A 25,307-nucleotide genomic window follows, 5' to 3' on the forward strand; every position below is an offset into this window, starting at 1 on the left:
AAGCGCTCAGCCGATGAGCGCGAAGACGACCCGGGTAACCAGGTAGCCGAAGCTGATCAGCATATAGATCGCGCCCTGCAGAACGACGGTGATCGAGATGCCGAGAGCTCCATCGACTGATGCCCGCCGCCATCCCCGCGCACCGAAGAGAACCTGCACGGTGGCTGAGACGGCCAACAACAGCATGAGGATGCCGATGATGGTGAACGCCACGGGAAGAGCGACAATCGCGAGCACACCGATGAAGGCCAGCATGAAGATGAGCGATGACACATTGCTAGCCCGCCGAGCGATTCGGGCGTCGTGATTTGCTCCTGGCCACATACTTCGGTCGTATCCGGCGCCCAGGTAGCTCGCGCGCCGAAGTGCTCGGTGAGTGTGCTCGGTGAACGCCGTTCCATCGTGCCAGCGCTCGCGTTGAGAGTCTGAAGGGTCAGGATGCCAGCCGCGCCCGAGCACCGCACCTCTATCGGCTGATTCGAGGGCGCGCGAACCCGGAGAGTCTTTGGGCACCGTAGGTGTGCGTTCGCTCACGTCTCGCTACTCGGCCACGGCCACGGGCGCTTCGGGCTTCACGAACAACATCAGGATGAATCCGATCACCAGGATCACCACGATGCCGAGAACGCCCCAGAGTGTGGCGTTAGGGATGTCCAAAGCGACCGCGATCGCGATGAAACCGACCCACGCGGCGGGAGAGAGGAAGCTCGCGGCCCGACCGGTCGTCGCGTACAAGCCGAAGATCTCGCCTTCCCGGCCGGGCGGGGTGACGCGCGCAAGGAGCGAACGACTCGCCGCCTGCACCGGTCCGACGAAGGCAGTGAGCAGAAGCCCGAAGATCCAGAACACGATGACGCCAGCGGGCTCCAGGAGGAAGACCAGGATTCCCGCGATACTGAGGCCCGCCAGTGAGTACAGGATGACGCGTCGAGCGCCGAAGCGATCGTCGAGGCGGCCGGCGAAGATCGTGGAAACACCGGCGATGAGGTTGGCAGCGATGCCAAACAGGATGACCTGCTCGGCGCTGAATCCGAATGCGACGGATGCCAGAATCGCGCCGTAGGTGAAGACGCCTGCCAGCCCGTCGCGGTAGACCGCGGCGGCGAGGAGGAACCAGAAAGTCTGACGTGCGTTGCGAAACAGATCGACGATGTTCCTCACGAGGATCCCGTACGACCGAAAGAAGCTGACTCGCTCAGCACCAGCGGCAGCGGGTGCCTCCGGTACGTTGAGGAAGATCGGAATCGCGAAGATGATCGTCCAGATCGCGCAGCACAGGGCGATCACGCGGAAGGGCAGACCGTTGTCGAGCGGAAGCCCGAAGAAGTCGAACGTCTGGGCGACGACGACGAGGATCAGCGCGAGGATGCCACCGAGATAGCCGAAACCCCAACCGAGGCCGCTGACGCGACCGATGGTGGCCGGCGTCGAGACCTGCCGCAGCATCGCGTTGTAGTTGACTCCTGCGATCTCACCAAACACGGAGCCGGCCGCGATCAACAACGCGCCGAACCAGAAGTAGGCAGGCATCGCTTCGACGAAGAACAGGCCGAGGGTGCACGCCACCAGCAGCCCTGTTCCGATGCCGAGCCACAGTTTGCGGTTGCCCGCCGCATCGGCACGCTGGCCGAGCACGGGCGCAATGAGGGCGATCAGGATGCCGGCGATGAGCCCGGCGATCCCATAGTTGGCCGCGAGCGCGTCGATCGCTTGTCCGTAGCGCGGGTCCTCAGGACCAAGAGCGGCGATCTCCGGGTCGATGAAGGCGTCAGAGGTCAGGTACAGCGCGGCGAACACGAAGGTCACAATGACCGTGTTGAAGGGCTGTGTGGCCCAGTCCCAGAACGCCCACGACCACACCGCCTTCTTGGGTACGGCGCCGGTGGCTTCAGTGCTACCGACTGCCGCAACCGCTCCCGTGCGAGCAACGGTGGGGGGAGTGGCGGCTGATTCGTGTGCGACGTCGTTGTCGGAGGGCTTCTCAGTCATGGGCTCACGCTATCCCGCAGCAGTGAACAACAGGTAGCGCGAATCGGCATCGTTTTCGCGCCGCGCATCGTCACCCCAGGCACGCGAACACCTCGTCGGTGAGAGCCCGGGCGTCGACGGCGAGACCACGCCGCGCGAACCACTCGGCAATGACGCGGCAATCGCGCTCGAGCAACTCAAAACCGCTCGGGTTCGAGACCACGTCGACGAGTTGTGGCAGGTCGATGACCACGATGCGCCTGTGGTGCACGAGCAGGTTGTAGGGCGACAGGTCGCCGTGCGCCCAGCCCTGGTCGGCGAACAGCAGCAGCACGCTGCGCACCTGCTCGAAGAGCCTCGCGAGCTCGGCGCGGTCGACGCGCACCTCTGCAAGTCGAGGCGCGGCGGCGCGGCAGTCGCCGATGAACTCGAGCAGCAGCTCGGTGCCGAGCACCTGCACCGGGTACGGAACCGGTGCGCCGAGCATCCACAGGCGGCTGAGCGCGTCGAATTCTGCGGCTGCCCAGACGCCGGCCTGCACCTGGCGCCCGTAGCGGGATCCGCGCTCGACCGCTCGAGTGTCGCGCGACCGCCGCAGCCGGCGGCCCTCGGTGTACTGCGACGAGCGATGGAAATCACGATGGTCGGGGTCGCGGTAGCGCTTCGCGGCGAGCACCACGCGATCGCCGCCCGCAACACCGCGCTCGATCAGATGCACATCTGCTTCTTTGCCGGTCTTGAGAACGCCGAGCTCCGTATCCCAGGCGGCGGATGCGGTGATCACCCAGTCGGGGCGCGGTGCGGGCCCGCGTTGCGTCGGTGTGGTGAGGGGCCAGGTCGACCATCGCTGGTCGGACCCGGGCTCGTCGGGGAGCGCAGAGAAGGAATGGTGCAGGTCGAAAGAGGTCACGAGAGAACTCCGAATGCCGGAGGCCGCCGCGCTGAGAGAGAAGGTCTAGACGAGAGCGGCCCGAATGGTCGAGGGGTATGCGCGCAGGCTGACGACAGTCATGGCGTGCTCCTCTCTCGACGGGGCTGTTCTCGATGGCGCGAAGCGCTGGTGCGCGATCCGACTACCGCCACGCTAGCCCCGCGCGGCAGCCTCGGACAAGAGCTACCTGAGAATTGAGCCAGTGCCGCTCAAGTTTGTGCCTCTCGACTTGACAGCGAGCATCCGGAAATCCAAACTTGATACAGCGCGACTCAACCTTTCGCGCTCCCTGATCTCGTAAGGAGCACCACCATGGCTCGTGCCGTCGGTATCGACCTCGGAACCACCAACTCCGTCGTCTCTGTTCTCGAAGGTGGAGAACCCACCGTTATCGCCAACGCAGAAGGCTTTCGCACGACCCCGTCGGTCGTCGCCTTCACGAAAGACGGCGAGGTGCTCGTCGGCGAGACCGCAAAGCGCCAGGCGGTTACCAACGTCGACCGCACCATCGCGAGCGTCAAGCGCCACATGGGCACCGACTGGAAGGTCGAGGTCGACGACAAGAAGTACACCCCGCAAGAGATCAGCGCGCGCATTCTGGCGAAGCTGAAGCGGGATGCGGAGCAGTACCTGGGCGAGAGCGTCACCGACGCCGTCGTCACGGTTCCGGCGTACTTCAACGACGCCGAGCGCCAGGCCACGAAGGAGGCCGGCGAGATCGCGGGCCTCAACGTGCTGCGCATCATCAATGAGCCCACCGCGGCCGCGCTCGCCTACGGCCTCGACAAGGGCAAGGAGGACGAGCTCATCCTGGTCTTCGACCTCGGTGGCGGAACCTTCGACGTGAGCCTGCTCGAAGTGGGCAAAGACGACGACTTCAGCACGATTCAGGTGCGCTCGACCGCCGGCGACAACCGCCTCGGCGGCGACGACTGGGACGGCCGAGTCGTGGCCTACCTGATCCAGCGCTTCAAAGAGACCACGGGCGTCGACGTCAGCAACGACAAGATCGCCAAGCAGCGCCTCAAGGAGGCCGCCGAGCAGGCGAAGAAAGAGCTCTCGAGCTCGACGAGCACGAGCATTCAGCTGCCCTACCTGTCGCTGACCGAGAACGGCCCTGCGAACCTCGACGAGACGCTCAGCCGCGCCAAGTTCGAAGAGCTGACGAAAGACCTGCTCGACCGCACGAAGAAGCCGTTCGAAGACGTCATCCGCGAAGCGGGCGTCAAGGTCGACGACATCGCGCACGTCGTGCTCGTCGGCGGCTCGACCCGCATGCCCGCCGTCACCGAGCTCGTCAAGAAGCTCACGGGTGGCAAAGAGCCCAACAAGGGCGTCAACCCCGATGAGGTCGTGGCCGTCGGCGCCGCACTGCAGGCCGGTGTGCTGAAGGGCGAGCGCAAAGACGTTCTGCTCATCGACGTCACCCCGCTGAGTCTCGGCATCGAGACCAAGGGCGGCATCATGACGAAGCTCATCGAGCGCAACACGGCGATTCCGACCAAGCGCAGTGAGACCTTCACGACGGCCGACGACAACCAGCCGAGCGTGGCGATCCAGGTCTTCCAGGGCGAGCGCGAGTTCACGCGCGACAACAAGAACCTGGGCACGTTCGAGCTCACGGGCATCGCGCCGGCTCCGCGCGGAATTCCGCAGATCGAGGTCACCTTCGACATTGACGCCAATGGCATCGTGCACGTGTCGGCGAAAGACAAGGGCACCGGCAAGGAGCAGTCGATGACCATCACGGGCGGCTCGTCGCTCGCGAAAGAAGACATCGAGCGCATGGTGCGCGAGGCCGAAGAGCACGCCGCCGAAGACAAGGATCGTCGCGAGAAGGCCGAGGTGCGCAACAACTCTGAGCAGCTCGTCTACTCGATCGAGAAGCTCATCAAGGAGAACGACGACAAGCTTCCTGACGACGTCAAGGGCGAGGTGCAGGCCGATGTGGATGCTCTCAAGACGGCGCTCGCCGGTGACGACGACGCGGCGGTGAAGACCGCGTTCGACGCCCTCAACGCCTCGCAGACCAAGCTCGGTGAAGCGATCTACGCTGCCTCGCAGATGGACCCGACGCCCTCGGAAGACCAGCAGGAGTCGTCGAACGACGATGACGTGGTCGACGCCGAGATCGTCGACGACGAAGACGAGTCGGAGAAGAACGCGGACAAGGACAAGGGCTAGTCATGGCGCCGAAGAAGCGCGACGACGAGAACGACGCGAACCTCGAGCCGATCGACGAATCGACCGAGCCTCTCGCCGAGGACGGCGCGGTGACCGATGCAGAAGAGATCGACGAACTCTTTGCGGCGGAAGACGCCGACGTCGAGGTGTCGGAGTCGGGGAACACTCTTGACGCCGACATCGACCACATCCTCAGCGAGGCCGGGCAGCGCGAGATCGAGGAGTACCGCGATCGCGCCGCCCGCGCCGAGGCCGAGCTCGCCAACTTTCGCACGCGCGTCGAGCGCGACCGCGCCGCGAACCGCGAAGCGGTCATTGCCGACGTGATCCGTTCGCTGCTGCCCGCGATCGACGACCTCGATCGCGCGGCCGCGCACGGCGACCTCGAGGGCAGCCCCCTCGAGCTCGTGGCGCAGAAGCTGCGGGCGGCGCTCGAGCGCTACGGTCTGCGCTCAGTCGGCGTCGTGGGCGAGCCCTTCGACCCGGCGGTGCACGAAGCGATCGTGCAGCTGCCGAGTGCTGACGTCACCGAGAACACCGTGGCTGACGTGATCGAGGGCGGCTACGCCCTCGGCGACCGCCTCGTGCGGCCCGCCAAGGTCGCTGTCTCGGTTCCGCAGGGGTAGGTGAGGCATGGCCAGTCAAGACTGGTTCGAGAAAGACTTCTACGCCGTGCTCGGCGTGAAGAAAGATGTCTCTGAGGCCGAACTCAAGAAGGCCTACCGCAAGCTCGCGCGGCAGTACCACCCCGACTCGAACCCGGGTGATGCCGCCGCCGAAGCGCGCTTCAAAGAGATCAGCGAAGCGCACTCGGTGCTGAGCGACCCGGCGCAGCGTGCCGAGTACGACCAGGTGCGCGCCATGGGCTCCGGCGCCCGCTTCACGGCGGGCGGTGCTCCGGGCGGCTTCGACGATGTCTTCGGCGGGATGTTCGGGCAAGGTCAGCGCGGAGGTCAGCGCACCGCCCCCGGTGGCTTCGAAGACATCTTCGGCGGCATGTTCGGCAACGGCCGGTTCGGGCAGACGAACGGCGGCTTTCGCGGATACGGCGGCCCCACGAAGGGGCGCGACCAGGTCGCGACCGTGGGCCTCGAGTTCATGACCGCGATTCAGGGCGACACCGTGACGCTCGAGCGCCCGGGCGGGGGCAAGCCGCTGCAGGTCAAGATCCCCGCCGGTGTAGCCGACGGGCAGAAGATTCGACTGCGCGGCAAGGGCGAGCCGAGCCCCGACGGCGGCGAGGCCGGTGACCTCGTGCTCACGGTGCAGGTGCGCAAGCATCCGGTCTTCGAGCGCGACGGTATTCACCTGCGCGTCGATGTTCCGGTCACGTTCGTCGAGGCGGCACTGGGTGCGACCATCGAGGTGCCCACCCTCGGTGGTGCTCCCGTCAAGCTCAAGGTGGCGCCCGGCACCCCCAGTGGCCGTGTGCTGCGCGTCAAGGGCCGCGGGGTGACGACGAACAAAGGCACGGGCGATCTGCTCGCGACCGTGCAGGTGGCGGTGCCCGCGCACCTCAGTGCCGAGGCCCAGAAGCATCTGCAGGCCTTCGCCGCGGCGCTGCCCGCCGAGAATCCGCGTGACGAGCTGATCACTCGAGCGCAAGGATAGGAGCGAGAGGGGTGGAGGCCATGGACGAGAGCAGCCCGATCTTCGCGATTGCCGTCGCCGCTGAGCTCGCCGGCATGCACCCGCAGACGCTGCGGCAATACGACCGGCTCGGGCTCGTCTCGCCGACGCGCACGGCTGGCCAGAGCCGCCGCTACTCGATGCGCGACGTCGTGCAGCTGCGCGAGATCGCGCGGCTGAGCGGCGAGGGCCTCAACCTCGAGGGCATTCGCCGCATTCTCGAGCTCGAGAACGAGGTCATCGCCTTGCGCTCGCGCGTGCGCGAGCTCGAGACGGCACTCGCCGATGAGCTGCTCGCGCGCCCCGGCCGTCGCGTCTTCGCGGCTGGCGCCGAGGGCGACGTCGTGTCGATCAAAGCCGGCACGCGCGTGCAGAAAGCGAATCAGCTGGTCGTCTGGCGCCCCTTGCGGCGCGGCTGATCCATGACCGTCGACACTCTTCTCAACGGCCTGAGCCGTCGCCCCGACATCGCCACGGCAGAACTGCGGGCGTGGGACGCCGCCGATCGCTATCTGCTCGACACCGCCGCCCCGCTACTGAGCGACCGCGCGACCGAGGTCGTCGTCATCGGCGATACGCACGGGGCGTTGACGCTGGGCGCTCTCGCACTCGGCGCGCAGCAGGTTCGCGTGCAGACCGACTCGCTCGTGGCCGAACGGGCCCTGCAGGCGAACGCCGCCGAGCTTGGCGAGAGCCGCTTCACGCTGCATCCGCTCGACGAGGTCGTGACCGCGGCATCGCGCCTCGTGCTGCTGCGCCTGCCTCGCGCGCTCGACCATCTCGACGCCATCGTCCGCGAGATCGCGCGGGCTTGCCCGTCTGACGTCGTGGTGCTCGCGGGCAACATGCTCAAGCACATGACGCCGACGCAAAACGACGTGCTGCGCGAGAGCTTCGAGCAGGTCGACGTGTCGCTCGCGCGCGGCAAAGCGCGACTGCTCACGGCGCAGCGGCCGCGCGCCGTCTCGTCGCGACCGCCGACCGAAACCCGCATCGACGAGCTTGACCTCACGATCGTGGCGCTTGCGGGCGTCTTCGCCGGGGCGTCGCTCGACATCGGCACGCGGGCGATGCTCGAGGTCGCCGACCAGTGGCCTGCCTATGAGCGCGCGATCGATCTCGGATGCGGAACCGGCGTGCTCGCCACGACGCTCGCCCGCCGAGAGCCCGGCGCGCACGTCATCGCGAGCGACATCTCGGCGGTCGCCGTCGCGAGCGCGGCTCTCACGGCGCAGGCGAACGGTGTCGCGATCGAGGCCGTGCGTGACGACGGACTCTCACTGCAGCCCCACGGCAGCGCCGACCTCATCGTGCTCAACCCGCCGTTTCACGTGGGCGCCGCGGTGCACACCGGAGTCGCCGAGCGACTGTTCGTCGAGGCCGCGCGCGTGCTGCGGCCGGGCGGCCAGCTCTGGGCCGTGTGGAACAGCCACTTGGCGCACACTCCGGCGCTCGAGCGCGCCGTGGGCTCGACTCGTCAGGCCAGCCGTACCCCGAAGTTCACGGTGACCGTCTCGCGCAAACGCTGAGCGACTTCGTCAGCGCTGGGCTTCGGCGAGCTTGCCTCTCAGCTGCTCAACCGTGAAGTGCGGAATGTACCCGGGCTGATCGCGCTCGATGCGCCAGCTGTCGGTGAGCGCTCCGCCGTCGACGACGTCGAAACCGATCTCGTCGATGAGCGCGGCCACCCGATCGCGCGCGTCGGCGTCGTCGGCATAGACGGCCAGCGCTCGACGCCCGTCGGAGCCTGCGGGCTGCGCGTGCGTGAGGATCTCGCGCGCCGGAATGTGGTTGAACGCCTTCACGACGCGCGCACCGGCGAAGTGCCGGGCGACGAGTTCTGATGTGGTGGTCTCGCGAGCATCCAACTCAGCGATCGCGCCGTCGCGACCTGGGTAGTAGTTGTTCGTGTCGATCACGATGCGCCCCTCGAGCAGGTCGCTCGGGATGCTCGCGAGCGCCCACAGCGGAACCGCGACGACCACGATCTCGCCCGCGTGCGCCGCCTCGGCTACCGTGCCCGCGCTGGCCAGGTCGCCCAACTCGGCGACGACCGCGCCGAGCGATTCAGGGCCCCGCGAGTTCGCCACCACGACTTCGTGCCCCGCTCTCGTCAGTGCGATGGCGAGGGTGCCGCCGATGTTGCCCGAACCGATGATGCCTATCGTCGTGGTCATGCTGGGTGCAATCGGTCAGCACGCCGGTGCATTCCCCGTTCGCCGTGAGCGCAGGAGAGTCGGGGGCCCGCGCTGGCTTCACAGCCAAGCGCGGCGTAAACTTGAGTCATACCGACTCAGGTTCATCCGACACCAGGTCAACCAGCAGGAGAGCACACCATGGCCAACATGCAGGGCGCCCCCTCTAGCCAAGAGCAGCAGAAGTCTGCCCTCGAGCAGTACGGCGTCAACCTCACCGAGATCGCACGGTCGGGCAAGCTCGACCCGGTGATCGGGCGCGACGCCGAGATTCGACGCGTCAGCCAGGTGCTCAGCCGCCGCACGAAGAACAACCCCGTGCTCATCGGTGAGCCCGGCGTCGGCAAGACCGCCGTCGTCGAAGGCCTCGCCCAGCGCATCGTCGCGGGCGACGTGCCCGACTCACTCAAAGACAAGCAGCTCGTCGGCCTCGACCTGTCGGCGCTCGTCGCCGGCGCGAAGTACCGCGGCGAGTTCGAAGAGCGCCTCAAGGCGGTGTTGAAAGAGATCGACGAGTCGAACGGCCAGGTCATCACCTTCATCGACGAGCTGCACTCGCTCATGGGCGCGGGAGGCGGTGAGGGCTCGGTCGCGGCCGCCAACATGCTCAAGCCCATGCTTGCGCGCGGCGAACTGCGCATGATCGGTGCGACCACGCTCAACGAGTACCGCGAGTACATCGAGAAAGACGCTGCGCTCGAGCGCCGCTTTCAGCAGGTCTTCGTCGGCGAGCCGAGCGTCGAAGACACCGTCGCCATTCTGCGCGGCCTGAAAGAGCGATACGAGGCGCACCACAAGGTGACGATCGCCGACAGCGCGCTCGTGGCAGCGGCATCCCTCAGCAATCGCTACATCACGAGCCGCCAGCTGCCCGACAAGGCCATCGACCTCGTCGACGAGGCCGCGAGCCGCCTCAAGATGGAGATCGAGTCGAGCCCCGTCGAACTCGACGAGCTCAAGCGCGCCGTCACGCGCCTCGAGATCGAAGAGCTCGCGCTCAAGAAGGAGAAAGACGAGGCCTCGAAAGCGCGTCTGGTGAAACTGCGCGATGAGCTGAAAGAGAAGACCCAGCAGCGGGATGCTCTGCAGCAGCGCTGGAGCCTCGAGAAGTCGGGCCTCACCGCCGTCGGCGAGTTGAAGACGCGCCTCAACGAGTCGCGCATCGCGCTCGACAAGGCCATGCGCGAGGGCGAGTACCAGCAGGCCTCGAAACTCAACTACGAGATCATTCCGGGCATCGAGCAGCAGCTCGCCGACGCCGAGAGCGTTGAGAGCGGCCCTCGCATGGTCAACGATCAGGTGACCGACGACGACATCGCGGCGGTCGTTGCGGCGTGGACGGGTATTCCCGTCGACAAGCTCACGCAGGGCGAGACCGAAAAGCTGCTGACCCTCGAAGCCGAGCTCGGCAAGCGCATCATCGGGCAGAAAGACGCGGTCGTCGCCGTCGCCGAGGCCGTGCGTCGCACCCGGGCCGGCATCAGCGACCCCGACCGCCCGACCGGCTCGTTCCTCTTCCTCGGCCCGACGGGCGTGGGCAAGACCGAGCTCGCGAAGGCGCTCGCCGACTACCTGTTCGACGACGAGAAGTCGATGGTGCGCATCGACATGAGCGAGTACGGCGAGAAGTTCTCTGTCTCGCGCCTCATCGGTGCCCCTCCCGGCTACGTGGGCTACGAGCAGGGAGGTCAGCTGACCGAGGCCGTGCGTCGACGGCCCTACTCGGTGATCCTGCTCGACGAGGTCGAGAAGGCCCACCCCGAGGTCTTCGACCTGCTGCTGCAGGTGCTCGATGACGGCCGTCTCACCGATGGTCAGGGTCGCACCGTCGACTTCCGCAACACGATCCTGATTCTGACCTCGAACCTGGGTTCGCAGCTGCTCATCGACCCGTCGCTCGACTGGCCGGCGAAGGTCGCGGGCGTCAACGACATCGTGCGACAGGCGTTCAAGCCTGAGTTCGTCAACCGTCTCGACGACATCGTTGTCTTCTCGCCGCTCTCGGTCGACGACCTCGGCCAGATCGTCTCGCTGCAGATCGACCGCCTCGAACGCCGTCTCACCGAGCGCCGTCTGCAACTGGCGGTGACGCCGGATGCTCGCACCTGGCTCGCCGAGCGCGGCTACGACCCCGTGTACGGCGCGCGGCCGCTGCGCCGCCTCATGCAGCACGAGATCGACGACGCCCTCGCCCGAGCGATACTGTCGGGCACGATTAGCGACGGCGACGTCGTGCGGGTCGACGTGGCACCGGGTGGCGACGACCTCGTGGTGGCCCGTATGGCTGACGTGCCTGCCTAAGCTGCTGCGTCGGAGTTCGGAGCAGCTGCTTCGGCGACCGGCCAGCTGATCTCGGTGAGCAGGTCCATCGGATCCCCACCGGGTTCGGGCTCGGTGAGGTACGACTCCCACATGAGCGGCCCGGGGGTCAGCGAGTGCTCGCCCATCCACTCGGTGAGAAGTCCGTAGCTCTCACCGAGAGTGTCGTACGAGCCGCGGTGCACGACCCGCGCGACGCGGCCGCCGGGCAGCGTGAACGCCCCGACTCCGTCTTCGGGCACCACCATGCCTGCGCTGGGCACACCGCCCGCGACGTCGACGGTGTCGGTGGGCATCCCGAAGTAAATGGCGAGCGGCGGGCCTGTGATCGTGATCTGCTGGCGACTCAGCACGGCGGGAACCGCCTGGAACGCGCGATCGAAGAACTGCGGCAACGTCGACAGGGGTACGACCTCGCGCAGCACCGCGACGGGGCACGGGTCGACGGTGAGCAGATGCGGAACAGCCTGGGTCTCGGTCATGAGAACCTCCAAGGTCGGAGGGGATGCCGCTCAGTGTGATCCTCTGCCGTGTCGCGGTAAAGGGCCGAAGGTCCTGAACCTAGACGAGGGCGGCGCGCACCGCGAGCGCGATGACGAGCGCCCCGCCGACGAGGGCGGTAACTCGCGCGCCCTTCGGGCCCGTGAGCACCCGCCCGACGAGCGACCCGGCCGTCGTGAGCAGCAGTTGCCAGCTGAGCGAGGCGGCGAAGGCGGCGAGCACGAACACCGCTCGCTCCGCCGCGGTGGCGTCTGCGGGGATCGTCGAACTGCCGATGAGCGCCGCGAAGTAGACGACGGTCACGGGGTTGATGAGCGTGAGCGCGCTGACGGTCACGAACAGCCGCCATGCCGTCACGCGACGCACGCCGACCCGAGCCGTCGACGCATCAGCATCAGCCGCGCTGTGCTCGTCGATCTCGACCGCCGTGATCGGTGCCGCTTGCCGACGGAACGCGGGCCACGCGAGCACGATGCCCAGCACCACGAGCACGACCACCGAGATCCACCGCAGAGGCTCTTCGATCTGCAGGATCAGGGGCGCGATCACGGCCCCGGCGGTGACCGCAACGGTCGCGTAGATCCCGTCGACCGTCGCGGCGCCGAAGGCGCCGCCCGCGGCCACTCGCGCGCCGTGCCGCGCGCCGAGAGTGATCAGCAGCGCGGCGATCGCACCGACGGGTATCGCCAGGGCATAGCCCGCGATCGCGCCAGCCAGCAGTGCCTCCAGCACGGGCATCCTCTCGGTCAGACCGCCCGCATCGGCGACCGGCCCGACGAGATTACAGCAGCGCGGGCATGACCTCTTTCTCGAACAACTCGATACCGCTCGTGTCGTAGGCGGCCTCGGCGAAGTAGGTGATGGCGTAGGTCATGCCGAGTGACTCGCGTGCCTTGAGCTGCTCGACGATCTGCTCGGGAGTGCCGGCGAGACCCGACCCGTTGCGCAGGTCGGCGACGGCCTTCGCCGCGCGCTCGTCACCGATGTAGGGCGTCAGGCGCGCTTCGATCGCGGCGATGCGCTCGGCGACCTCCGCCTCATCGCGGCCGACGACGGTGTTGAAGTTCGACGACCGCGTGATCGCGTCGAAGCTTGTTCCGAGTCGTTCGCAGTGACCGCGCAGAACCTCGCTCTTGTGCGTGAACTCTTCGGGGGTGCCGGCGAAGTTCGTGTACCGGGCGTACTGCGCGGCGATGCGCAGGGTTACCTTCTCGCCGCCGCCGGCGATCCAGAACGGGATGCCCTCCTTCTGCACGGGTAGCGGCCGAACGATCGCGCCGTCGACCTGGTAGTACCGGCCATCGAGGGTCGCCGTGCCCTCAGACCAGGCCTGCTTCATGATCTGTACGCCCTCGTCGAGCATGCGCAGGCGGTCGCCGATCTCGGGGAACCCGTAGCCGTAGGCGTTCCACTCGTGCTCGTACCAGCCGCCGCCGATGCCCATCTCGACGCGACCCCCCGAGACGTGGTCGACCGTGGCAGCGACCTTCGCCAGATAGGCGGGGTTGCGATAGCCCATGCACGTGCACATCTGGCCGAGGCGCACGCGCTCGGTCACAGCGCCGAACGCCGCCATGAGGCTCCACGCCTCGTGCGTGGCCTCGTCACTCGGCACCGGCACGGTGTGAAAGTGGTCGTAGACCCAGATCGACTCCCACTGCCCCGCATCGGCGTGCAGCGCGAGACTCTTCATCACCGCCCAGTGCTCGTTCGGGTCGATGTCGACGAGGTCGTGGCGCCAGCCCTGGGGAATGAAGAGTCCGAATCTCATGCACCCCACGCTACGCCTGGGGAGCATCCTTTCGCGCAGCGCGCTTCTCGCGCGCCGCCTTCGCGGTGGCCGCCGCGCGCGTGGCCAGGTCGACGCCCTGCCGATTGAGCTTCTTCGCCCGCTCGCTCTCGGTGCCGAGAATCGCGAGTCCGCCGAGGGCGATGAGAGTGCCGGGGCCGGGCAGAGGCATGAGCACGACGCCCAGCCCGACGGTCGTGCCGCCGACCACCTTCACGCCGGTGCGGTAGGCCCGGTCGAGCTTCGGGCGTCGCCGAATCGCCTCGCGCGCCGACGCCGCGGCTGAGCGCGGCTTGGTGATGCGCGTCGCGGCACCCGCGGCCTCGTACCCGGCGTCGCCGGGTTGAAGAATGCGGGGGTCGTGGGTGCTCACGCATCTAGCCTGCGCGGCGCAGCTTGGGGGGTGCTGACAGATCTAGCGGGTGAGCTCTTGCCGCACGACCTCGATGAAGCCGTCGATGTCGGCCTCAGTCGTGTCGAACGCGCACATCCAGCGCACCTCGCCGCGAGCGCGGTCCCAGTCGTAGAAGCGCACGCGCTCGCGAATGCGGTCGGCGGCGTCGTTCGCCAGGAGTGCGAACACGGCATTGGCCTGTGTCGGCTGGCTGAAGCCGAGCGAGTCGGTGGGCACGTCGCCGGCGGCGAGCATCCCCTCAAGACCCGATCGCAAGCGGGCCGCCATCGCGTTCGCATGCATCGCCGAGCGGATGCCCAGTCCCTCGTCGAACAGCGTCAGCAGCTGTGCTGAGATGAAGCGCATCTTGCTCGCGAGCTGCATGTTCATCTTGCGCAGATAGATGAGCCCATCGACGCGCGAGGGGTCGAGCACGACGATCGCTTCAGCACCGAGCAGCCCGTTCTTGGTGCCGCCAAGCGACAGCACGTCGACGCCAGCATCGGCGGTGAACGCGCGCAGGCTGGTGCCAAGAGCGGCGGCGGCGTTCCAGACGCGGGCACCGTCGAGGTGCAGCGCCATGCCGTGCGCGTGCGCGTGGTCGGCGATCGCACGCACCTCGTCGGGCGTGTAGACCGTGCCGACCTCGCTCGTGTTCGTGATGCTGACGGCGAGCGGCTGCGCGCGGTGCTCGTCGCCCCAGCCGAAGGCCTCGGTGTCGATGAGTTCGGGGGTGAGCTTGCCGTCGGGTGTCGGCACCGTGAAGAGCTTGAGCCCGCTCACGCGCTCGGGTGCCCCGCCTTCGTCGGTGTGAATGTGCGCCGTACCGCTCGCGATGACGGCGCCCCAGCGCGGCATGAGCGCGGTGAGCGAGAGTACGTTGGCGCCCGTGCCGTTGAACACGGGGAACACCTCGGCGTGCTCGCCGAACTCGGCCTTGATGACCTCGGCGAGCTGCGCCGTGTACTGGTCTTCGCCGTAGGCGATCTGGTGGCCGCCGTTGGCGTCGGCGAGGGCGGCGAGCACTTCGGGGTGCACGCCGGCGTAGTTGTCGCTGGCGAAGCCGCGGTAGGTGGTGTCATGGATGCGGGTCACCCCCGTATCCTCCCACCCACCGCGGCCGTGGTGCTGTGCAGAATCGCTCAGCACCTGGCTGCATCAGCCCCGCAGCGCCTCGCCGAGCTTCACGCGGCCGCCGGTGCGCAGCAGCGAGTTCTCGTAGATGCGAGCGCCGATCGCCACGATGACCGCGGCGCTTGCCGCGAGCAGCACGAGCGAGAGGTAGGGCTCCCACCACTGCACCTGCTCGAGGAAGATGCGCGTCGGCATGCCGACGGGCGACGAGAAGGGCACGTACGACATGATGCCGACCACTACCTCGTTGTCGTAGAAGAAGATGATCAAGAAGTAGGGCAGCATCACGAGCCACATGACCGGCTGCAGCACGCTGCCCGTGTCCTCCATCCGCGACACGAGCGAGGCCGAGGCCGCGAACATCGCGGCGAGCAGCACAAAGCCGACCGCGAAGAACACGATGAACCAGACGGCCGCGGGGCCCAAGTCGCTCAAGAGCACGTCTTGCCCGGTGAGCATGAGCGCGAGCGCCGCCGCGATGGCGATGAGCACGATCTGACCGAGCGCGAGCGCCGAGTTGCCGACGACCTTGCCCGCGAGCAGAGCCCGGGCCGGCACGGCGGTCAGCAGAATCTCGACGATGCGCGTCTGCTTCTCTTCGACAACGCTTTGCGCGATCGTGCCGCCGAAGGTGATCGCGGCGGTGAAGAAGACGATGCCGAAGCCGAAGGCGATGAGAAAGCCCAGCCCTGAGTCGACCGGCGCCTCTTGCAGCAGGCGCACATCGGGTGCGATCGAGAGCGCCTGCACGAGTGACACGGGCGTCGCGTCGAGCGCGATGATCTCCACGGCGGGAGTGCCGGGCTCGGCGTTCGAGAGTGGCACGACGGCCGCTTCGACATCACCGTCGAGCACGAGCTGCTCTGCCTGCGCGACGGTCGACACGGCCTCGACCTCGATGCTCTCAATGCCGACGAAACCGTCGGCGGCGTCGCCGACCGCGGCGATGCGGGTCGCATCACCCGAGCTCGACAGCAAGTTCGCGATGATGATGCCCGCCGCGACGAGCACGACGAGGATCGCGGTCGAGATCTGGAACGACTTCGATCGCACCTTCGAGCTGATCTCGCGGCCTGCGACGAGGCCGACGGCGGCGCGCGTGGAGAGCGCTGAATGGGGAGCAACGGTGGTGGTCATCACTGCACGACCTCTCGGAAGATCTCGGTCAAGGTGGGGCGACGGGGTGCGAATCGGTGCACCTCGCCGCGCTGGGCGGCCTGCTGCACGACGCTCTGGGCGCTGCGCGCATCGGCTTCGAAGAGCACGTAGCTGCCGTCGAACTCGACGACCTCGATATCGGGCATCGCACGCACCCACGCGGCGTCGTCGCCGACCTGCAGTTCCCACTGCGAGCCAGAGTTGGCCTCGCGCAGCGCCTCGCGCGTGCCGGCGGCCCGGATCGCGCCGTCGGCGATCACGACGATGTCGTCGCAGAGGCGCTCGACGACATCGAGCTGGTGGCTCGAGAACAGCACCGGCACTCCGCGCGCAGCGCGCTCGCTCAGCACGCCCAGCACTGTCTCGACGGCCATCGGGTCGAGGCCCGAGAACGGCTCATCGAGCACGAGCACCTCGGGCTCGTGCACGAGCGCGGCAGCGATCTGCGCGCGCTGCTGGTTGCCGAGCGAGAGCTTCTCGATGGGCTCGTTGCGCCGCTCGTGCAGCTCGAGCCGCTCGAGCAGCTCATCGGCCTTCTCGGCAGCGACGGCAGACCGCATACCGCGCAGACGCGCCAGGTACACGAGTTGCTCGTGCACCTTCATCTTGGGGTAGAGCCCGCGCTCTTCGGGCATGTAGCCGAAGCGCCGACGGCCCTCGCGGGTCAGCGGGCTGCCGTCGAGGTCGATCGAGCCCGAGTCGGCGGCGAGCACACCGAGAATGATGCGCATGGTCGTGGTCTTGCCGGCGCCGTTGCCGCCGACGAAGCCCGTGAGGCGACCGCGGCCGACCTCAAACGACACGTCGTCAAGCACGCGGCGCTCGCCGTAGTGCTTGGTCACGTTGCTGATCGTGAGCATGGTGCCCCTTTCGTCTCTCCTCACGCTAGAGAGCGGGCACGGTCGGGGCATCCCCCATGCGACGGGTCGTGCGGCGGCGGTCTCCCCCGCGCGGGGGATCAGTCGGCGTCGCCCGGGGTGGCGACGCCGTTCTCGTAGGCGAACACCACGGCGTGCACGCGGTCGCGCAGCCCGAGTTTCAGCAGCACTTTCGAGACGTGGGTCTTGACGGTCGCTTCGCCGAGCCAGAGCTCGCGCGCGATCTCGGCGTTGCTGAGGCCGCGGGCGAGCAGCCGCAGCACCTCCGTCTCGCGCTCGGTGAGATCGGCGAGACGTGCGTCAGGCGTGGGCGAGGCAGCCTCGCGAGCCTCGGTTGCCCGCTCGATCACGCGCCGAGTGACGTCGGGCGCCAGCAGTGCTTCGCCCCGAGCGACGACAAGCACGGCCTCGACGAGCTTCTCGGGGCTCGCGTTCTTGAGCAGAAAGCCGCTCGCACCGGCGTCGAGCGCTGCGAAGAGGTAGTCGTCACGGTCGAAGGTCGTCAAGACGAGAACGCCGACGGGCGGCCCTGTGCGAGCATCCGTCGCCTCGACGATGCGGTGCGTCGCCTCGAGGCCGTCCATGCCGGGCATCTGCACGTCCATGCAGATCACATCGGGGCGCAGTGCGGTGGCTTGATTAATCGCCTCGGCCCCGTCGCGCGCTTCTCCGACAACCTCGATGTCCGGCTCTGACTCGAGAATTGTGCGAAAGCCCGTGCGCACCAGATCGTGATCGTCGACGAGCAGCACGCGCACGGTCACGACGCGCCCCCCGCCACGCTGTGCTCACTCACCATGAGGGGCACGGATGCCCGCACGAGGTACCCGCCGCGACTGCGCGGCCCGGCCTCGAGCGTGCCGCCGACGGCGGCGAGCCGCTCGCGCATGCCGACCTGCCCGAGCCCGCCGCCGGGCGTGGATGCGCCTGACCGGGCAGCTGCCCGCGCCCCCACGCCAGAGTCGGCGACCTCGAGCTCGACCGCCTCTGGTGTGAACCGCAGCCGCACTTCGAGGCCCGCACTCGCCCCGGCGTGCTTGAGGCTGTTCGTGACGGCTTCGCGCGCGACGCGGTAGAGGGTGGTGTCGACGAGCGGGCCGAGCGGCACGGGCTCGCCGACGACGGTCAGGGTCGCCGGGCGGCCTGTGCCGCGTACATCGTCGACGAGCAGCTGCAGGTGCGCGGTCGTGCGGGTGCTCGGGCCGTCGACCGCCTCGCTCTCGCCGTCGGCGGGAGACCGCAGGGTCGACACCAGCCGGTGTAGCTCATCGACTGCTTGCCGGGCCGATTGCTCGATCGCTTCGAGAGACGCGGTCGCGGCCGCGGCGGCTTCGGGGCGATCGCTGCCGAGCGCCCGGCGAGCCGCTCCCGCCTGAATGCCCATGACCGACACGTGGTGGGCGACGACGTCGTGCAGCTCACGCCCGATGCGCACGCGATCGAGTGCCACGGCCTGCTCGGCGGTGCGCTCGCGCTCGCGGGCGAGCTCGTCGGTGCGGGCCTGCAGCTGGGCGCGCTCGCGGGCGGCGGCCCACGCGCGGTCGCCGAACGCCCAGGCTCCAGCGAAGTAGAGGATGTTCGTGAGCACGGTGATTATGCCGAACGCGACTCCGGGCGCGATAAACCCGACGCCCGAGTCTTCCGGCGCGAGCGAGGTGTCGAACGCGGCTTGCGTCAGGCTCCAGAACAGCCAGGCGAACATGGCGCCCACGATCACGGCCCGCGAGATGAGCGCGCGTCGTCGAGAGCGGCTCCACGCGCCGATCGAGTACATGCCCACGAAGAGCGCGATATTGCTGAACAGTACTTCGGGCACGCCGTTCTGCAACCCGGCGATAAAGACGACCGAGATGATGACGGTCACCGTGATCGGGTACATGCGGCGCCACACCAGCGGCCCTGAGAGGCCGAGCACCATGAGCGCGGCCATCCACGGCACAGGGGGCTCGTCGAAGAACTCGGCTGCCGAGTACAGCACGACGGTGGCCGCGGCACCGAGCGCGATGCCGAGCGCGAGCAGGCCGTCGCCGCGCAGGCCGGCGCGGCCCGGGGCGGGGCGCATCCAGTACCCGTCGGCATCGACCTCTGCAGAGCTCACCTCTGAACGCTATCCGCCGCGAGACGGCGCGGCATCCGTCACGAGACGGATTCGCTCAGGTCGCGCTCGTCAGATCTCAGTGGCCACTTCGACGAGGGCACCATTGAGCTGATCGTGCTCGACCGACCAGAGCGCCGCGCACGCCGCGGCGAGGTTGTCGACCGTGCCCGGCTCGTCGAGCGCTCCGACGACGAACGTCACGGCCGCAGTCGGGGTGCCCTTGGTGCGCCAGCCGCTCGCGAGCGCCTGCACCCACGTCTCGGCCGCCGACTTGAGGGTGACGTAATTGGCCATGCCCCACTTCGGCTGGGCGACGGATGCTGAACTCACGATCGCCAAGCGCCCCGCGCTCGACGTGCTCAGGTCGTCGCGCAACTCGCGGCTGACCACGCGCAAAGTCGTGAGCACGCGACGTTCGAGCCACTCGAAGTCGTCGGGGTCAGAGCCGCCGCGCCATCCGCCGACAAGGTGCAGCAGGCCGTCGATGCTCGGCCGGCGCTCGCGCAGCTCGGCCGCCCACGCGGTCACGGCGGCCGGGTCGGCGAGGTCGACGACCGCGGTTTCAGACGCATCCACGTCGGTCAGCGACTCGGCTCGAGACCCGACCGCCACGACGTGCGCGCCCGCGGCGGTGAGGGCCGCGCACACGGCGCGACCGCCGACGCCGCCGGCGCCGGCCACCACGACCGTGCGGTCGGTGAGGTCACCCGTCACGCTGTGCGACCAGTGATGCCCGCCGTCGACTCGATGACAACCGCCATCTTCTTCTGCAGGGCCTCGTAGAACATCGAGAGCGGAAACTCGTCGTCGAGCACGAGATCGGTGTAGCCCTTGAGCGGGCCAGCCAGCACCTCGTCGCTGAGCCCGCGCGCCCAGACCGACGCGGGGTGCGGGGTCAGAGTGCTCGAGACGAGCTCGTAGGCCTTGAGCCAGTGCACCGCTTTGGGACGGTCGATCGAGGCCCAGTACAGGTCATTGATCGCGTTCGAGAGTTCGACGACGACGTCGGGCACGTGCTCCCAGTCGATGGCGAGCTGGGTGTCTGTCCAGTGCAGCACACCCTTCTGGTGCATCCACGCGAACAGCAGCTGACCGCCGACCGCGTCGTAATTGCGCGTGCGGGTGCCCGTGATCGCGAAGCGGAAGATGCGGTCGAAGATGACGGCGTACTGCACGAGCCGTGCGTGCTGGCGGGTCACGTCGTCGGTGTCCTCGGCGCGCCACAGGGTCACCGCTTCGCGGAACGCCGTCAGGTCGCACCGCAGCTCTTCGAGCGAGTACAAGAAGAACGGCATGCGCTGCTTGATCATGAACGGGTCGAACGGCAGGTCGCCACGCATGTGGGTGCGGTCGTGAATCATGTCCCACATGACGAAGGTGCGCTCGGCCAGAGCCTGGTCGTCGAGCAGCTCGAGAGCGTCGTCGGGCAGATCGAGCTTGGTGATGTCGGCGGCGGCGCGCACGACTCGGCGGTAGCGCGCGGCCTCGCGGTCGGCGAAGATCGCCCCCCACGTGAACGTCGGCAGCTGCGCCGGGGTGCCCTCGGGCGCGCCGACGGGCACGCGTGGGGTGACGGCCACCGACTCGGGAAACAGCACGGCCGAGTTGGTGTCGTATCCCGGCGTGAAGTCGGCGAAGCGCAGCCCTAGGTAGAGCGCGTTGCCGTAGTCGCCCGCTTCGAGCTCGGCGACGAAGTCTGGCCAGATCACCTCGAAGACGACGGCCTCGACGAGGCGGTCGGCCGAGCCGTTCTGCGTGTACATCGGAAAGACCACGAGGTGCGCGACGCCATCACGACGATCGCGCGCGGGGTGGAAGGCGTCGAGCGACTCGTAGAAGTCGGGCATGCCGAAGCCGCTCTCGGCCCAGCGCTCGAAGTCGGCGGCGCACGTCGTCAGGTACTGCTCATCGTGCGGCATGAGCGGGGCGAAGTGCCGCAGCGCCTCGACGATGACGGCGACGTGCCGCGTGGCCTCGGCGTGGTGCTCGGCCTCGGGAATGCTGCCGTCATGCACCTGCATCGGGCGCAGCGCCTCGGCGGCCAGCTTCAGTCGCGACCAGGCCGGGTCGGCGACGAGCTGCGCGGCCGTGAGCGCAGCATCCGTCAGTGCGGTTCGATCGGCGGCTGCGCGGTCTTCGACAACCTCGGGCTCTCCGATGATGGTGCCGGTCTGTACGGCTGTGATGTCAGTCATGGGTCCCTCCTTCGTCAGGTCGTGGCGTGCGAGCGCGCGAAAAAGACCGCGCACCCCCGAGCCTACGCAGGCGGTGGAGGGCCGTGGTTGCGAACCACGCACGAAATGTGCGTGCACGCACGAAAGTGCGCTACGAACCTGCGGATGCTCCGCGCTAGTTCTTCGGAGTCACCCCGTACTGCAAGAACACGATGCCGTCTTCAGAACCGCTGGCCCACGCGTAGGAGAGGGTGTAGGCGTCGTTCTCCAGGATGTAGAGCTTGGTGCCGTCGCCGGCTGACTGCTCTTGCACCACGGTGAAGCCCTGAGCGAGCAGGTCAGCGACTCCGCTCTCGGCGAGAGCCGGTGTCGTGTTCATGGCGATCGTCGACGTGCCCTCGGCCGACCCCGAGATCAGGATCTCGCCGTCGGGCACGGGAAGCTCTGCCGGCCAGTCGGAAGGCAGGGCGGCACCGTCGCCGAAATTGATGTCGACGCCTGAGCCCTGCTCGATGAGCTGTTCGACGCCGCCTTCAACGACCCCTTCGACCAGGCCTTCGGTGAGCTGTTCCAGCGGATTCGCGAAGCACCCGGAGAGCGCCAGTGTCAGGCCGGCACTCAGGGCGACAATGATGGAGGTACGGCGCATGAGAATTCTCCCGTCAGTCGAATGTCTTTCCAGTGTGCCCCCCTAAGATTCCCTGCACCAGCGTTCAGCATCGTTTGCCCCGTCACGTCAATCGGTCAAGGAGAATTGCGTGCCCCCTTGGCCTCTCGTCGCGCGTACCGACGTGCTCGACTCGCTCATCGGCGGACTCACCGGTTCGCCGTCTCGAGCGCAGCTGCTGCGAGGTGCGAGCGGCGTCGGCAAGACCACACTGGCGGCTTCCGTCGCCTCGACGCTCGTCGCGAGCGGTCGCACGGTCGTGCCGATCGTCGCCCTCGAAGAGTTGCGCTCGGTGCCCTTGGGTGCACTTGCCCCCCTGCTCGCCACGGCACGGGGCGACACCGCAAGCGACGTCGGCACCCGCCTGAACGAGCTCATGGCACTGGTGGGCCGCCATGCCAGGGAGTACCTGCTGGTCGTCGACGATGCACCCCTTCTCGATGAGGCGTCGGCCGCGGCGCTCTATCAGCTCGTGCGCGTGTTCGGGGTGCCGACGCTTCTCACCGCTCGCGACGAGCATCCGATGACCGGGGCGATCGCTCGCCTACTGCACGAAGATCTCGTGACGGTCACCGAGCTCGCCGAACTGACGCTCGACGAAACCCGCACGCTGCTCAGCCGCCGGTTCTCGGTCGAACCACGGCCCGAAACCCTGCAGCACTTGTACGAGCGCACGCGCGGCAACCCTCTCTTTCTGCGCGAGCTCGTGATCGAAGCCGAACGGGCCGGGCGCGTGCACGTCGACGAGCACGGTGCCACGGTCGAGACGGCCAACGTGCCTGCGCACGTGCTCGAGTCGGTCTCCGGTCGCCTGCGGGTGCTCACCGACGAGCAGCGATCGATCGTCGAACTCGTGGCTGTGGCACAGTTGTGGCCGCGCGCCGCGGTGCTCGAGAGCGAAAGGAACGCTGTCATCGATCTGCTCGACAGCGGCGTTCTGGTGCCGGCCGAACCGGCGGAAGCCGGCTACCTGCACCTCGCTCATTCGCTCTATGCCGAGGCCATTCTGGCGCGCCTGAGCGCGGTCGAGCGCGCCGACCGGCGGCGCACAGCGGCCAAACGACTGCTGCGCATCGATGAAGAGACCGTGCGTTTCACTGCGCTCTGTCTGCTGTTCGACGCCCAGGGCGAGATCGCCGCGGACGACCTGGTGTGGGCGGCTGAGCGTGCGCACCGTGTGGGCGATCATGCTCGAGCCGTGCAGCTTGCCGACCGCGCACTGCGTGACACGCGCGATCAACTCGGCCCGGCGACCGCCCGCGCGGCACTCGCCCGCGCTGTGGCGCTCAGCGCGATCCGGGGGGACGACGTCGAGGTCGACAATGCGTTCGCCCGCGCTGCAGAGCTCGCCCGCGACGACGAGGCGCGTGCTCGCGTCGAACTTCGCTGGGGTCAGCACACGGCCTTCCGGGCTCATGACCCGGCGGCGGCCGTCGCGCGCGCGACCGCACTCGTCGCGCAGCTCGATCACGTGGCGGCCGACCTGCTGGCCCCCGACCTCGCAAAGTGGCGGCTCATGGCTGGCGACGCCTCGGCCGTCGGTCAGGCGCTCGACCGAGCCGGGGCCGACGACTCGGCCGCGGCCCTCGGCTCAGCGCTGAGCCAGGCCATGATGAGCACGATGATGGGGCGGGTCGATGAGGCGCGGGCAGCCGTCGACGCGGGGCGCCCCCTTGCCGACCGATTCGCCGATGTGCAGCCCCACGCGGGCGATCTGCTCGACCTGTCAACCTTTCTCGTGCATGTCGCCGACGGCCGCATCGCTGATGCCCGCTCGTTCGCTGAAGGGCGTCGATTGACGCCCTTTGCCGACTCGGCGGGCATCTGGTCGTATGCGCTCGCACTTGTCGCGCTGCACTCGGGGCGGCTGAGTGACGCAGCGCCGCTCGCTGCTCTCGCCGTGCAGCAATTGCGCTGGCGCGACTTCACCGGTCTGGTGGGCCCCGCCCTCGCACTCGCGGCCACGGTGCACGCGCAGCGCGGAGAGCTGGATCGTGCCCGAGATCTGCTGGCCCAACTGGCCGACGCGCACCGCGACGACGTGAAGGTGGTGCTGCAGACCGCCGAGGCCGAGGCCTGGATAGCGGTGCACGATTCGCAGCCCGAGCGCGCCGTGGAGGTGATCGCGACCGCGGTCGGCCGAGGGCTCGAGCTGGGGCACCTGCTGCTCGCGAGCCTCACGGCGTCGGTGGCGGTGCGCATCGGAGGGGCATCCGTCGTCGAACCGCTCACCGCCGCCGCGGCACAGGCATCGTCGTCAGCGTTGACGGCGGCGATCGCCGAACTCGCCAGCGCCGCCGCAAGACGGGATGCTGCGGGTGTGATCGCCGTCGTGCCGACCCTTGACCGCGCCGGTCTCGGAGCCGTCTGTCACGACGCCGTGGCGCAGGCTGTCGACTGGGCGGGAGACGATCGCATGCTGCAGCGTCGGGCCCGCGTGATGGTGGCCGATCTCGCGCGCGTCGTCGAGGCCGTTCGCACGTCGGCGAGTGCGCGGCTCGACTTCGGCCTCACCGAGCGCGAATGGCTCATCGCGCAAGCTGCTGCACGACGCGAGCGCAGCCGCGAGATCGCCGATCGTCTGGGGGTCTCGGTGCGCACGGTCGACAACCATCTGGCAAGCGTCTACCGCAAGCTCGGCATCAGCGGGCGAGGAGAGCTGGAAGAAGAGCTGCGCGAGCAGCTCTGACCATCGTCAGGGCTGCCCGCGCGAAGCGTTCGGGTCAGCCGACCGGAACGATGCTGTACTGCACCTGGCCCGTGCCGTCGCCGTTCTCGGCGATGACCACGGTGACGTTGTAGGTGCCGTTCTCGAACGAGCGCGACGCGGCGCCTTCACCGAGCTGAAGCTCGGCCGTCTGCGTGTATCCCGCGTCGAGCAGGTCGGTGAAGGCCTGCTCGGCGGCGGCGAGGTTGGGCACCGTGATCGCGGCGGTGAAGGATTCGTTGGCGGCGGCCGAGAAGATAACGTTGCCGTCGATCGTCGGAACATCGGCCGGCCAGCTGTCGGGCAGGCTCGCACCCGTGCCGTCGATGTCGACGTCGACGCCGGTCTGGTCTTCGATGAGCTGCTCGACTCCGCCCTCGACGAGGCCCTCGGTGAGCTGCTCAAGCGGGTTGGCGAAGCAGCCGCTGAGGGTCAGGGCGAGGCCGAGACCGAGGGCGGCGATGGCGGGGGTGGTGCGGCGCATGGGGAGCTCCTGTCGAAATCGTTCACGGGGCCGCGCGCGGCGGCCGTGCTGTCGCTCCAGTGTGCTCTCATCGTGGGTCGCGTGCCATAGGTAGTGA

At 68.2% G+C, this 25,307-nt stretch carries 24 protein-coding genes and 1 pseudogene; 7 read left to right on the top strand and 18 right to left on the bottom strand.

What is annotated here, in order from left to right; genetic code table 11:
• Nucleotides 1–6 precede the first annotated feature (6 nt).
• From KL788_RS09340 to KL788_RS09350, 4 genes and pseudogenes are all read right to left on the bottom strand, one after another.
• On the bottom strand, nt 7–273 hold the full coding sequence (locus KL788_RS09340; RefSeq protein WP_293170665.1) for a hypothetical protein: 267 nt from the start codon (nt 271–273) through the stop codon (nt 7–9).
• A gap of 105 nt (nt 274–378) precedes the next feature.
• Nucleotides 379–534: pseudogene (locus tag KL788_RS14110) on the bottom strand (DUF2510 domain-containing protein); the annotation flags it as partial.
• A gap of 6 nt (nt 535–540) precedes the next feature.
• Nucleotides 541–1,989: an MFS transporter gene (locus KL788_RS09345; RefSeq protein ID WP_293170667.1), complete on the bottom strand. Its 1,449-nt coding sequence runs from the start codon at nt 1,987–1,989 to the stop codon at nt 541–543.
• A 70-nt stretch (nt 1,990–2,059) separates the two neighbouring features.
• Nucleotides 2,060–2,878 (bottom strand): serine protein kinase RIO, encoded by an 819-nt coding sequence (locus KL788_RS09350; RefSeq protein WP_293170669.1) that lies wholly within the window; start codon nt 2,876–2,878, stop codon nt 2,060–2,062.
• Between the two features lie 333 nt (nt 2,879–3,211).
• On the opposite strand from KL788_RS09350, the gene dnaK reads away from it, so the two are divergent.
• From dnaK to KL788_RS09375, 5 genes are read left to right on the top strand one after another with little or no spacing between them, the layout of a single operon-like run.
• Complete coding sequence (gene dnaK, locus KL788_RS09355) at nt 3,212–5,083, top strand: molecular chaperone DnaK (RefSeq protein ID WP_293170671.1); 1,872 nt, start codon at nt 3,212–3,214, stop codon at nt 5,081–5,083.
• Between the two features lie 2 nt (nt 5,084–5,085).
• Entirely contained in the window at nt 5,086–5,709 is a 624-nt protein-coding gene (locus KL788_RS09360) for a nucleotide exchange factor GrpE (RefSeq protein ID WP_293170673.1), read from the top strand.
• Nucleotides 5,710–5,716: 7 nt separating this feature from the next.
• Nucleotides 5,717–6,694, top strand: coding sequence for a DnaJ C-terminal domain-containing protein (locus KL788_RS09365; RefSeq protein ID WP_293170675.1), 978 nt, complete (start codon nt 5,717–5,719; stop codon nt 6,692–6,694).
• 20 nt (nt 6,695–6,714) lie between these two features.
• The gene (locus KL788_RS09370; RefSeq protein ID WP_293170677.1) at nt 6,715–7,131 is read left to right on the top strand and encodes a heat shock protein transcriptional repressor HspR; all 417 of its coding nucleotides are present in this window, start codon (nt 6,715–6,717) and stop codon (nt 7,129–7,131) included.
• Between the two features lie 3 nt (nt 7,132–7,134).
• Nucleotides 7,135–8,241 carry a class I SAM-dependent methyltransferase gene (locus KL788_RS09375; RefSeq protein ID WP_293170679.1) on the top strand — a complete coding sequence of 369 codons (1,107 nt, stop codon included), beginning with the start codon at nt 7,135–7,137 and terminating at the stop codon, nt 8,239–8,241.
• Nucleotides 8,242–8,250: 9 nt separating this feature from the next.
• Here the strand turns inward: KL788_RS09375 and KL788_RS09380 are convergent, their stop codons facing one another.
• Nucleotides 8,251–8,889, bottom strand: coding sequence for an NADPH-dependent F420 reductase (locus KL788_RS09380; protein ID WP_293170681.1), 639 nt, complete (start codon nt 8,887–8,889; stop codon nt 8,251–8,253).
• 159 nt (nt 8,890–9,048) lie between these two features.
• Here KL788_RS09380 and KL788_RS09385 point away from each other — a divergent pair, with 159 nt between their 5' ends.
• Entirely contained in the window at nt 9,049–11,208 is a 2,160-nt protein-coding gene (locus KL788_RS09385) for an ATP-dependent Clp protease ATP-binding subunit (protein WP_293170683.1), read from the top strand.
• Here the strand turns inward: KL788_RS09385 and KL788_RS09390 are convergent.
• From KL788_RS09390 to KL788_RS09445, 12 genes are all read right to left on the bottom strand, one after another.
• The gene (locus KL788_RS09390) at nt 11,205–11,708 is read right to left on the bottom strand and encodes a GyrI-like domain-containing protein (RefSeq protein WP_293170685.1); all 504 of its coding nucleotides are present in this window, start codon (nt 11,706–11,708) and stop codon (nt 11,205–11,207) included. The genes KL788_RS09385 and KL788_RS09390 overlap by 4 nt on opposite strands.
• Nucleotides 11,709–11,787: 79 nt before the next feature.
• Nucleotides 11,788–12,459 carry a LysE family transporter gene (locus KL788_RS09395; protein WP_293170687.1) on the bottom strand — a complete coding sequence of 224 codons (672 nt, stop codon included), beginning with the start codon at nt 12,457–12,459 and terminating at the stop codon, nt 11,788–11,790.
• A gap of 49 nt (nt 12,460–12,508) precedes the next feature.
• Nucleotides 12,509–13,498 carry an LLM class F420-dependent oxidoreductase gene (locus KL788_RS09400; RefSeq protein ID WP_293170689.1) on the bottom strand — a complete coding sequence of 330 codons (990 nt, stop codon included), beginning with the start codon at nt 13,496–13,498 and terminating at the stop codon, nt 12,509–12,511.
• Nucleotides 13,499–13,508: 10 nt separating this feature from the next.
• Nucleotides 13,509–13,889, bottom strand: coding sequence for a PGPGW domain-containing protein (locus KL788_RS09405; protein WP_293170691.1), 381 nt, complete (start codon nt 13,887–13,889; stop codon nt 13,509–13,511).
• Nucleotides 13,890–13,931: 42 nt separating this feature from the next.
• Entirely contained in the window at nt 13,932–15,005 is a 1,074-nt protein-coding gene (locus KL788_RS09410; RefSeq protein WP_293170693.1) for a threonine aldolase family protein, read from the bottom strand.
• A gap of 63 nt (nt 15,006–15,068) precedes the next feature.
• The gene (locus KL788_RS09415) at nt 15,069–16,181 is read right to left on the bottom strand and encodes an ABC transporter permease (protein WP_293170695.1); all 1,113 of its coding nucleotides are present in this window, start codon (nt 16,179–16,181) and stop codon (nt 15,069–15,071) included.
• A complete protein-coding gene (locus KL788_RS09420; RefSeq protein ID WP_293170696.1) occupies nt 16,181–17,062 on the bottom strand; it encodes an ABC transporter ATP-binding protein in 882 nt (293 codons plus the stop codon). The genes KL788_RS09415 and KL788_RS09420 overlap by 1 nt, the downstream gene beginning before the upstream one ends.
• Nucleotides 17,063–17,160: 98 nt before the next feature.
• On the bottom strand, nt 17,161–17,844 hold the full coding sequence (locus KL788_RS09425) for a response regulator (RefSeq protein WP_293170697.1): 684 nt from the start codon (nt 17,842–17,844) through the stop codon (nt 17,161–17,163).
• Nucleotides 17,841–19,178: a sensor histidine kinase gene (locus KL788_RS09430; RefSeq protein ID WP_293170698.1), complete on the bottom strand. Its 1,338-nt coding sequence runs from the start codon at nt 19,176–19,178 to the stop codon at nt 17,841–17,843. The genes KL788_RS09425 and KL788_RS09430 overlap by 4 nt, the downstream gene beginning before the upstream one ends.
• A 69-nt stretch (nt 19,179–19,247) precedes the next feature.
• Entirely contained in the window at nt 19,248–19,892 is a 645-nt protein-coding gene (locus KL788_RS09435; RefSeq protein WP_293170700.1) for an SDR family NAD(P)-dependent oxidoreductase, read from the bottom strand.
• Entirely contained in the window at nt 19,889–21,373 is a 1,485-nt protein-coding gene (locus KL788_RS09440; RefSeq protein ID WP_293170702.1) for a DUF6421 family protein, read from the bottom strand. The genes KL788_RS09435 and KL788_RS09440 overlap by 4 nt, the downstream gene beginning before the upstream one ends.
• A gap of 154 nt (nt 21,374–21,527) precedes the next feature.
• Nucleotides 21,528–22,001: a hypothetical protein gene (locus tag KL788_RS09445; RefSeq protein ID WP_293170704.1), complete on the bottom strand. Its 474-nt coding sequence runs from the start codon at nt 21,999–22,001 to the stop codon at nt 21,528–21,530.
• Between the two features lie 109 nt (nt 22,002–22,110).
• Here KL788_RS09445 and KL788_RS09450 point away from each other — a divergent pair, with 109 nt between their 5' ends.
• Nucleotides 22,111–24,708, top strand: coding sequence for a LuxR C-terminal-related transcriptional regulator (locus KL788_RS09450; RefSeq protein ID WP_293170706.1), 2,598 nt, complete (start codon nt 22,111–22,113; stop codon nt 24,706–24,708).
• A 34-nt stretch (nt 24,709–24,742) separates the two neighbouring features.
• On the opposite strand, the gene KL788_RS09455 is transcribed toward KL788_RS09450, so the two are convergent.
• The gene (locus tag KL788_RS09455) at nt 24,743–25,210 is read right to left on the bottom strand and encodes a hypothetical protein (RefSeq protein ID WP_293170708.1); all 468 of its coding nucleotides are present in this window, start codon (nt 25,208–25,210) and stop codon (nt 24,743–24,745) included.
• Between the last annotated feature and the right edge of the window lie 97 nt (nt 25,211–25,307).

Source organism: Microcella sp. (assembly GCF_019739195.1).
GTDB lineage: Bacteria > Actinomycetota > Actinomycetes > Actinomycetales > Microbacteriaceae > Microcella.

Bases quoted from the DNA above. Each gene is read 5' to 3' on its own strand.
- KL788_RS09345 (WP_293170667.1), bottom strand. From the start codon at position 1,989: ATGACTGAGAAGCCCTCCGACAACGACGTCGCACACGAATCAGCCGCC.
- dnaK (WP_293170671.1), top strand. From the start codon at position 3,212: ATGGCTCGTGCCGTCGGTATCGACCTCGGAACCACCAACTCCGTCGTC.
- KL788_RS09360 (WP_293170673.1), top strand. From the start codon at position 5,086: ATGGCGCCGAAGAAGCGCGACGACGAGAACGACGCGAACCTCGAGCCG.
- KL788_RS09365 (WP_293170675.1), top strand. From the start codon at position 5,717: ATGGCCAGTCAAGACTGGTTCGAGAAAGACTTCTACGCCGTGCTCGGC.
- KL788_RS09370 (WP_293170677.1), top strand. From the start codon at position 6,715: ATGGACGAGAGCAGCCCGATCTTCGCGATTGCCGTCGCCGCTGAGCTC.
- KL788_RS09375 (WP_293170679.1), top strand. From the start codon at position 7,135: ATGACCGTCGACACTCTTCTCAACGGCCTGAGCCGTCGCCCCGACATC.
- KL788_RS09380 (WP_293170681.1), bottom strand. From the start codon at position 8,889: ATGACCACGACGATAGGCATCATCGGTTCGGGCAACATCGGCGGCACC.
- KL788_RS09385 (WP_293170683.1), top strand. From the start codon at position 9,049: ATGGCCAACATGCAGGGCGCCCCCTCTAGCCAAGAGCAGCAGAAGTCT.
- KL788_RS09390 (WP_293170685.1), bottom strand. From the start codon at position 11,708: ATGACCGAGACCCAGGCTGTTCCGCATCTGCTCACCGTCGACCCGTGC.
- KL788_RS09400 (WP_293170689.1), bottom strand. From the start codon at position 13,498: ATGAGATTCGGACTCTTCATTCCCCAGGGCTGGCGCCACGACCTCGTC.
- KL788_RS09415 (WP_293170695.1), bottom strand. From the start codon at position 16,181: ATGACCACCACCGTTGCTCCCCATTCAGCGCTCTCCACGCGCGCCGCC.
- KL788_RS09420 (WP_293170696.1), bottom strand. From the start codon at position 17,062: ATGCTCACGATCAGCAACGTGACCAAGCACTACGGCGAGCGCCGCGTG.
- KL788_RS09440 (WP_293170702.1), bottom strand. From the start codon at position 21,373: ATGACTGACATCACAGCCGTACAGACCGGCACCATCATCGGAGAGCCC.
- KL788_RS09445 (WP_293170704.1), bottom strand. From the start codon at position 22,001: ATGCGCCGTACCTCCATCATTGTCGCCCTGAGTGCCGGCCTGACACTG.
- KL788_RS09455 (WP_293170708.1), bottom strand. From the start codon at position 25,210: ATGCGCCGCACCACCCCCGCCATCGCCGCCCTCGGTCTCGGCCTCGCC.